The sequence below is a fragment of the Polaromonas sp. P3_C2 genome (genome assembly GCF_056402675.1).
In genome coordinates this window covers 1-7,559 of the sequence record NZ_JBFUGX010000157.1, presented here as the reverse complement: position 1 = coordinate 7,559, position 7,559 = coordinate 1, and the positions used below count along the sequence as shown (strand labels likewise).

The following is a 7,559-nucleotide window of genomic DNA, read 5'->3' as shown; positions in this document are numbered from 1 at the left end:
ATGCAGCGCTGTTGACCCTTCACACACACCGTTGCACAACACACTTGCGCCTTACATCGCTTGTCGCTGTATGGCGACAATACCGCCCCGTTTCGCGCTGGCCTGTAGGATGTGGCGCTTCCACCGTGTAATGAATGAAGCAGCAGCATGTTCCTCGAAGCGTCCGAGGACTGATCAGGCATCAGTATCCTGGTGATGAATCTGGCATTGAACAAACTCAGAGCCAGAGATGGAACGCGGATATTGCGTCTTGTCGATTGACCTCCGAAGCCTGATAGAAACACTTTGCTGCGACGTATGGACTTGCGCTGACGCACCGTTAAAGAACACAGATACGAGCCGCGCAATCTCTGTTACTGAAGATGGCTTGCAACGCATCAATAGACTCACCAAGTCCAGTTGGTCATGTGGATCGCTGTATAGATCAAGCACGACAACGGTGTCCGGATCGCCCTTTACGGGGTAGACATGAACGTCCCCACGCCCGGCTCGGTAAGCATCGTCAAAGTAATCGTGGTGGATGGATAAGATCTCAATCTTTACACCCAGGGCATCAAAGACGGCTTGAAGGTCTGGATTGGGCACTGGCTTGTCTTCGACAGTCCAACTGACGAAGTCACCCATAGAGACACAGATTTCAAATTCGGTTGCGGGAACGATCGGACTCATGATGCTCAATGTTTGAGATGCAGGGTGCACAGCCGACTTGCCGGCAGAGTGCCTCGTTTTACCGGAAAGTCATTTTCAGGTCGGCTACCAGAACTTCCACCAGGGACGCACTTTTTTAAGCGTAGGTGCGAAGACAGACGGCTCGCCAGGAATGTCTGCGAGTAATAGCGGAGAGATGGCGGTGAAGAGGCCCGACACAGATTCACCGTCTTCATTGGCAAGCTGCTTTGCGACCTTGTTGAAGGGAAAGACTGACAACTTGTCATTGATCCTGACCATCCAGCCGTGCTCTGGATCTTGCACCCACTGCCCGCCGAAAGTGTGACGGATGCATTCACCGAGGAATGAGCCCAAGGTGCTCGGCAGGTTGCTCTTGACTTCCTCACTCGCAGTTTGGCGTTGACGATCAATGTATGCGTCGAGCCAGCGCACTCCAGCCTCGTTGTACTCGACGATGACGRCCAGCTTTCCCCTGGCAATGTTTCGCACCAATTCGGCGTTGGCAATGATGTGGTGTTCCATGTGTCCTAACTTTGACATGTCCCGCAGAAGTGCGGAATGGCGCGGAGTCTTGCCAGGCAACCTTCTCAGGGGTTCAGATGGAAGTGAATGGCAGCCTCCAGGGCCCGGTGCAGCGGATTCCTTTGATCCGCCTGAGCGGGCTTGGTGGGAGATACGGTGCGCGTGAAGCGACGCCGCCCCTGCGATTCGCTCTCGATGAAGATCACGAACGCGGAGGTGCCAGCTTTGAGTTCGGCTTCGGTGTAGAAGGCGCGCTGGTATTCGTTCTCGCCCGAGAGCGCGGCATAGCTCGCTGCATCGACCAGGGTATGGACGGTTTCACCTTCGCGCTTGACGGTGCCGCTTGTAATGGCGGCGCCAATGGCACCTCCCAGTGCAGCACCCAACGCCGCGCTTTTGAGTTCTGCGCGATAGTTTGAATACACCGCAAAGTGATGCAACCTGGTTGGAGGGACGGGTCCGGCACCATACTTTTCTTGCAGACGATGGGAGAACAGCCGGGGGCCGGTGGGGTCTGTGAGGTCCTGGGCCAACCGGAAATAACCGTAGCGATCACTGGTAATCAGCAGGCTAAAGATTTCGCGAGTGCCTTCATTCTTCGGGCGCAGGTCTTCGACCGGTGTCCGGGCCGATGCGGCGAGGTTCTCGACAGGCAGAGACACCGGGCCTGTGGCGCAGCCCACCAGGGAGAGGGAAGCCAGGAAAGCTAGCAATAGACGCATGGACATGAACTCCGGTAGTTATCGGCTGATGGCGACAGTCGCCGCCCGCGGGATATTTGGTGCGGTGAGACAGGGTCAATGGCGGGAGGTCAGGCCAACCACTGACCATCGGTTCGACCGAGCGGCGGAACGCACTATTTCGCGGGCGACGTTGAAACAACGTCCCTGACAATCACCTCCGAGACGGTTCGAACCTGCTTGGGGGTAACGGCTGAGAAAATGCCCTCCCAGGCGCTCGAGGAGGTATTGAAATTTTTGGCTCCGAACGACTTGTTCGAAGGAAGCTCGATGTACTGGGCGTTAACGTCCATGTACGCGTTTCCAACCAGCACGCCCAACACGTATCGCTTCGCTGTAGACACATACTTGAAGTCGTTGACGGTCAAACGGACAAGGATGGAGGCGTTCGAGGGAATTGCGGCTTCATCCTTGGCAAAGACGAATGGGATCTTCGCGGTTTTTGCGGATTCTGCCAGCGACTCCTTCCATTCTTCCACCAACGACGGCCAATCAGCGTTGCTTCGTACGGCCTGGCTGCCGCTGACGACCGCGACGAGCGCCCCGGAGAGCGCTTGCGCTCGCGGTGTCGTCGCAGACGGCGAAGATGCCGCAGCCGGTGACTGGGTGACCGTCGCAGCGCAACCCACAAGAGAAGCGATGGCGAGGCACAGGATGAAGCGTTGGATAAGTTGTTGCATTTGAATGTGTGAGTTGCAGGGAGCGCCCCTGGGCGTACGCGATCATATGGGATGAATGCGCACGCACCGCAAATGCGGAGACCCTGATGCTGAAGCAGCATGCCGATCAGAAACCAGGCCCGCCGCGGCCTGTAGGATGTGGCGCTTCCACTGTGTAATGAATGAAGCAGCAGCATGAACCCTGAAGCATCCGCACAAAAGATCGTCATCGTCGGCGGTGGCGTGATCGGCAGCGCCATCGCGTACTTTCTGGCGACGCACCCGCGTTTTGACGGCAGCATCACTGTCGTCGAGCGTGACCCCACTTACACGCAAGCCTCTTCTGCGCTGTCGGCCAGCTCGATTCGCCAGCAGTTTTCACAGCCGGTGAACATTGCGGTGTCGCAATTCGGCATTGATTTTTTACGCAACATCAAACAGCACCTGGCCGTCGATGGTGATGTGCCTGATATTGGTTTGACCGAGCGCGGCTATTTGTACCTGGCCTCTGAAGCCGGCGCGGCCACGCTGCAAGAGAACCACGCCACACAACGCGCAGCCGGTGTCGATGTGATGCTGATGACGCCTTCCGAGTTGCAACAGCGCTTTGCGTGGCTGCAGGTGGACGACCTGGCGCTGGCGTCGCTCGGCCTTTCGGGCGAAGGCTGGTTTGACGGTTATGGTTTGCTGATGGCCTTCAAGCAAAAGGCGCGCAGCCTGGGTGTGCAGTATGTGAAGGCCGAGGCCACGGGCTTTGCGCACAGCCGCGGCCGCGTGAGTGCCGTGGCGCTGGAGGGCGGCGCGCAGCTGCCGTGCGACTGGGCCGTCAATGCGGCGGGTGCATGGGCGCGGCCGCTGCTGGCCGGCACGGGCCTTGACCTGCCGGTGTATGGCCGCAAGCGCTGCGTGTACGCATTTGCCAGCCCCGCGAAGACGCCTGACTGCCCGCTGGTGATTGACCCGAGCGGTTTGTGGTTTCGGCCCGAAGGCGACATCTGGATTTGCGGCCTGCCGCCGGCGCAGGGCCAGGACGGCAACGACGCGCCGCTGGAGGTGGACTACGACCTTTTCGACGAAGCCTGGCTGACGCTGGCCAAGCGCGTGCCGGGCTTTGAGGCCGTGCGCATGCAGCGCGCCTGGGCCGGCTATTACGAATACAACACGCACGACCACAATGCGCTGCTGGGACCACACCCGCACCTGCCCAACCTGCTGCTGGCCAATGGCTTCAGCGGCCACGGGTTGCAGCAGTCACCGGCGGTGGGGCGCGGCCTGGCGGAGTGGATTGCCGAAGGCGGCTACACCAGCCTGGACTTGTCGCCGCTGGCGGTGCAGCGGCTGGTAGAGGGGCGCAGCTTGCTGGAGAAGAACGTGATCTAGGTTGGGTTCACGCCTTCTTCCTTTTTTGCTCCTGAATTGATAGCTGCTCGCGCATGACCCCCAATGGCTACAGGTCGATTTTGTATAAATTTGCGCTTACTTTTCGCTGTCCAGGTGGCCCATCTGGTAAGCGTCGTAGCGTGTGCCGGCCACCGCGTCGGCAGGCAGCGCGGCTTCAATGCGCTGCAGGTCTTCGGCGCTGAGTTTGAGCTTCAACGCGCCCAGCGCTTCATCAAGCTGGCCTGGCTTGCGGGAACCGACCAACGCCACCATGTCGACCCCGAGGGCCTTGCCGCGTGCGATGACCCAGGCAATGGCCACTTGCGATGCCGTGGCGCCCATGCCAGCGGCGAGTTGATGCAATACATCGACGAGCTGCTGGTTCTTCACCGCGTTGTCGCCGGTAAAGCGCGGCAGGTGGGCGCGGAAGTCACCAGGCCCCGTGGGTTTGGAGCCCGACAGCAACCCGCGTGACAGCACGCCGTAGGGCGTGACGCCGATGCCCAGTTGCTTGAGCACGGGGAAAATTTCTGCTTCGGGGCCGCGGCTGACCAGCGAATATTCAATCTGCAAATCGCTGATGGGGTGCACCGCGTGCGCCTTGCGGATGGTCTGCGCGCCGACTTCGCTGAGGCCGATGTGGCGCACGTAACCGGCTTTGACCATGTCGGCCATCGCGCCTATGGTCTCTTCGATCGGCACATTCGGGTCGAGCCGCGCGATGCGGTAGATGTCGATGTGGTCGGTGCCCAGGCGCTGCAGCGTGTAGGCCAGGAAGTTCTTCACCGCTGCGGGACGGCCGTCCATGCCGATCCAGCCGGCAGACGGGTCGCGCAGCGCGCCGAACTTCACGGAGATCAGCGCTTCGTCGCGCCGGCCTTTCAGCGCCCGGCCGATCAGCATCTCGTTGTGGCCCATGCCGTAAAAGTCGCCGGTGTCGATCAGGTTGACGCCGGCGTCGAGCGCGGCGTGAATCGTGGCGATGCTTTGCGCCTCGTCGTGGGCGCCGTACATGCCCGACATGCCCATGGCGCCCAGGCCGATGGCGGAGACGGATTGCGGGCCGCGAAAGCCCAGGCGGGTGGGAGAAAGGATATTCGTGTTCATGGGGAGCCTTTTCTTAAAAAGTGGATCAGTGTTGGAATGGGCAGATAAGTGAGCAGGTGAATGAACTGTATTGGTTTGAATTAAAAGAATAAACTGCCATTCAATAAACTAACTGTTAGTGATTTAAAGAACAATAAGGGCGAAATCATGAGCGTTGATCGCTACAGGGCGATGGAAGTCTTCACACGCGTGGTGGACCTGGGCAGCTTTACCGCGGCAGCCACCGCGCTGCACATGCCCAAGGCCCGGGTGACGACGGTGGTGCAGGAACTTGAAGCGCACCTGGGAGTGCGCCTGCTGAACCGCACCACGCGCACCTTGAGCCTGACAGACGACGGCGCGCTGTACCACCAGCGCGCGCAGGCCATGGTGCAGGACATGGGCGAGCTGGAAGGCACACTGCGCCGGGCCGTGGCCACGCCGGCCGGGCGGTTGCGGGTGGATGTGCCGGCGGCGGTGGGCCGCCACGTGATCTCACCGGCGTTGCCGGAATTTTTCAAACGCTACCCCGACATGGTGCTGGAACTGGGCAGCACCGACAGGCCGGTAGACCTGGTGGCCGAAGGCGTGGACTGCGTGATTCGCGGCGGCTTGGTGCACGACGAAACGCTGGTAGCGCGGCCGCTGGGCCGGCTGACGGTAGTGACCTGCGCTGCGCCTTCTTACCTGGCGCAGTACGGCACACCGCAGACCCTGGAAGACCTGGAGCAGCACCGCTTTGTGAACTTTCATTCTGCCAAGACGGGGCGGGTGTTTCCGTTCGAGTTTTCCAGGGACGGTGACGTGCGGCAAATTCACCGCCCGCACTGGGTGAGCTGCAACGACGCCGACAGCCACATGGGTGCGGTGCTGGCCGGGCTGGGTTTGTCGCAGCCGCCGCTGACACGCCGCACCTGCGCGCTGCTGGCCAGCGGCGAACTGGTACGCGTGCTGCCCGACTGGCAGCCCGAAGCGCTGCCGATGATGGTGCTGTACCCGCGCAACCGCCACMTGACGGCCAAGGTACGCGCCTTTGCTGACTGGGTGGCCGAAGTGTTCAAGGCGGAATTTGCGGCGGGGACGAAACTGTATTCGTGACTTCGCCAGCCGTCTCGGCCAGCAGTTGCCCTATGGCCGAACCGACGGCCAGATCGTCCAGGTGCCCGAAGTGGCTCAACCGCAAGCGACCCTGCCTGTCGATCAGCACCAGGCTGGGTGTGCCGCGCAACTGATAAGCCGCCATGGTTTGCGGGATGGGGCCGTCCGTTGCAGGCAAGTCCGCGCCGATGGGAAAACGCAGACGCTGCTCATGCACAAATACCTGCAGCGCCTCATGGTTCATCACGCGGTGATGCTCGAACACGGTGTGGATGCCGATGACGGCAACCGATGCTTCGGGAAATGCCTGGCGTATCGCTATGGCCTGCGGCAGGCCGTGGCTCACGCAGACCGGGCACAACATCTGGAAGGCGTGCATGACGATGACCTTGCCGCGCAGGGATTCGAGGGTGATGGGCAACGGTGTGTTGAGCCAGTGCGCGATGTGCCAGGCGGGTGCGGGAGAATAATTTTTGGTTTGCATGAAAGCTTTCAAAAATACTTTCAGCGCGGCCTGCATGCAGCAGACCGCGCACGTCGGGTCAAAGACCCGGGTGGTAAAGCGTCAGGCAGCGGCTCGGCTCAGCCTGACGGGCGCGAAATCAACCGGCACCGCAAACGCCACATTGACGTAGTTGGTGAAAAGGTTGAGCGCCACATGCGCGAGGATTTCCACGATCTGCTCATCGGTGAAGCCGGCCTGGCGAACGGCCTGCACATCGGCCCCGGACACGTTGCCGCGTTCATTCACCAGCTTGAGTGCAAACGCGAGCACCGCAGCGGTGGCCGGGTCGGCGGATTCACCGCGCTGCGCAGCGGCCATGCTTTCAGCACTGACGCCGGCCTTGCGGCCCAGGGCCGTGTGCGCGGCCAGGCAGTATTCGCAGGCGTTGCGGTCGGCCACTGCCACAGCGATCTGCTCGCCCAGTTTGGCGTTGATGACACCGCCCCCCAGCGCGCCGAACGAGCCCCACATGCTTTTGAGCGCGGCGGGTGAATTGGCGACGGCCTTGAACATATTGGGCGTGGCACCGAAGGCTTGGGTGACCTGATCGAGCAGGGCTTTGCGATCGGCGGAGGTGGCGTTACGGTCGATCAATGGAATGCGTGACATGTGAAGTCCTTTGGAGGTTGAAGAGTCGCGGTTGAGGGATGACGTTTCGCGCGGCGGGGCGTGTAGGTGCGCTCGCTGCACAGGAAGAAGTTTCACGCGACAATCAGGACTTATTGGATGAATTCGTCTATCAAATCATCCTTATCATCCAAAACAAGCCTCAACCCAGTCCCACACCATGACCACGCCCCCCGAAGGAATTGACCGGCTTTCCGCCCTGATGGAACGCTTTCGCGTGCGGGCCCACATGTTTCACAACGGGCCGCTGTGCGGCGTGACGCGCTTCACGCC

9 protein-coding genes and 1 pseudogene are annotated in these 7,559 nt (G+C 60.7%); 3 read left to right on the top strand and 7 right to left on the bottom strand.

What is annotated here, in order from left to right; translation table 11 throughout:
• Positions 1 to 174: 174 nt before the first annotated feature.
• The 4 genes from AC1DWI_RS08860 to AC1DWI_RS08845 form a co-directional block, all read right to left on the bottom strand.
• Positions 175 to 669 carry a hypothetical protein gene (locus tag AC1DWI_RS08860; RefSeq protein WP_477670521.1) on the bottom strand — a complete coding sequence of 165 codons (495 nt, stop codon included), beginning with the start codon at positions 667 to 669 and terminating at the stop codon, positions 175 to 177.
• Positions 670 to 753: 84 nt separating this feature from the next.
• On the bottom strand, positions 754 to 1,191 hold the full coding sequence (locus AC1DWI_RS08855; protein WP_477724690.1) for a hypothetical protein: 438 nt from the start codon (positions 1,189 to 1,191) through the stop codon (positions 754 to 756).
• Between the two features lie 65 nt (positions 1,192 to 1,256).
• Positions 1,257 to 1,919 (bottom strand): hypothetical protein, encoded by a 663-nt coding sequence (locus tag AC1DWI_RS08850; protein WP_477670519.1) that lies wholly within the window; start codon positions 1,917 to 1,919, stop codon positions 1,257 to 1,259.
• 128 nt (positions 1,920 to 2,047) lie between these two features.
• A complete protein-coding gene (locus tag AC1DWI_RS08845) occupies positions 2,048 to 2,611 on the bottom strand; it encodes a DUF4410 domain-containing protein (RefSeq protein WP_477670518.1) in 564 nt (187 codons plus the stop codon).
• Positions 2,612 to 2,785: 174 nt separating this feature from the next.
• Between AC1DWI_RS08845 and AC1DWI_RS08840 the strand changes: the two genes are divergently transcribed.
• A complete protein-coding gene (locus AC1DWI_RS08840) occupies positions 2,786 to 3,970 on the top strand; it encodes an NAD(P)/FAD-dependent oxidoreductase (RefSeq protein WP_477670517.1) in 1,185 nt (394 codons plus the stop codon).
• Between the two features lie 96 nt (positions 3,971 to 4,066).
• Here AC1DWI_RS08840 and AC1DWI_RS08835 read toward each other — a convergent pair whose 3' ends face one another.
• Positions 4,067 to 5,077 (bottom strand): aldo/keto reductase, encoded by a 1,011-nt coding sequence (locus tag AC1DWI_RS08835; protein WP_477670516.1) that lies wholly within the window; start codon positions 5,075 to 5,077, stop codon positions 4,067 to 4,069.
• Between the two features lie 147 nt (positions 5,078 to 5,224).
• Here AC1DWI_RS08835 and AC1DWI_RS08830 point away from each other — a divergent pair, with 147 nt between their 5' ends.
• Positions 5,225 to 6,154 (top strand): LysR family transcriptional regulator, encoded by a 930-nt coding sequence (locus AC1DWI_RS08830; protein ID WP_477724689.1) that lies wholly within the window; start codon positions 5,225 to 5,227, stop codon positions 6,152 to 6,154.
• Here the strand turns inward: AC1DWI_RS08830 and AC1DWI_RS08825 are convergent.
• Positions 6,114 to 6,638 (bottom strand): peroxiredoxin family protein, encoded by a 525-nt coding sequence (locus AC1DWI_RS08825; RefSeq protein ID WP_477670514.1) that lies wholly within the window; start codon positions 6,636 to 6,638, stop codon positions 6,114 to 6,116. The two genes, AC1DWI_RS08830 and AC1DWI_RS08825, sit on opposite strands and share 41 nt — an antisense overlap.
• 81 nt (positions 6,639 to 6,719) lie before the next feature.
• Positions 6,720 to 7,268 (bottom strand): carboxymuconolactone decarboxylase family protein, encoded by a 549-nt coding sequence (locus AC1DWI_RS08820; RefSeq protein ID WP_477670513.1) that lies wholly within the window; start codon positions 7,266 to 7,268, stop codon positions 6,720 to 6,722.
• 178 nt (positions 7,269 to 7,446) lie between these two features.
• Between AC1DWI_RS08820 and AC1DWI_RS08815 the strand changes: the two are divergent.
• A pseudogene (locus AC1DWI_RS08815) lies at positions 7,447 to 7,559 on the top strand (AraC family transcriptional regulator); the annotation flags it as partial.

What these genes read in the sequence shown, in the direction of transcription:
- AC1DWI_RS08835 (WP_477670516.1), bottom strand. Translation starts at nt 5,077, where the DNA reads ATGAACACGAATATCCTTTCTCCCACCCGCCTGGGCTTTCGCGGCCCG.
- AC1DWI_RS08860 (WP_477670521.1), bottom strand. Translation starts at nt 669, where the DNA reads ATGAGTCCGATCGTTCCCGCAACCGAATTTGAAATCTGTGTCTCTATG.
- AC1DWI_RS08840 (WP_477670517.1), top strand. Translation starts at nt 2,786, where the DNA reads ATGAACCCTGAAGCATCCGCACAAAAGATCGTCATCGTCGGCGGTGGC.
- AC1DWI_RS08820 (WP_477670513.1), bottom strand. Translation starts at nt 7,268, where the DNA reads ATGTCACGCATTCCATTGATCGACCGTAACGCCACCTCCGCCGATCGC.
- AC1DWI_RS08825 (WP_477670514.1), bottom strand. Translation starts at nt 6,638, where the DNA reads ATGCAAACCAAAAATTATTCTCCCGCACCCGCCTGGCACATCGCGCAC.
- AC1DWI_RS08850 (WP_477670519.1), bottom strand. Translation starts at nt 1,919, where the DNA reads ATGTCCATGCGTCTATTGCTAGCTTTCCTGGCTTCCCTCTCCCTGGTG.
- AC1DWI_RS08845 (WP_477670518.1), bottom strand. Translation starts at nt 2,611, where the DNA reads ATGCAACAACTTATCCAACGCTTCATCCTGTGCCTCGCCATCGCTTCT.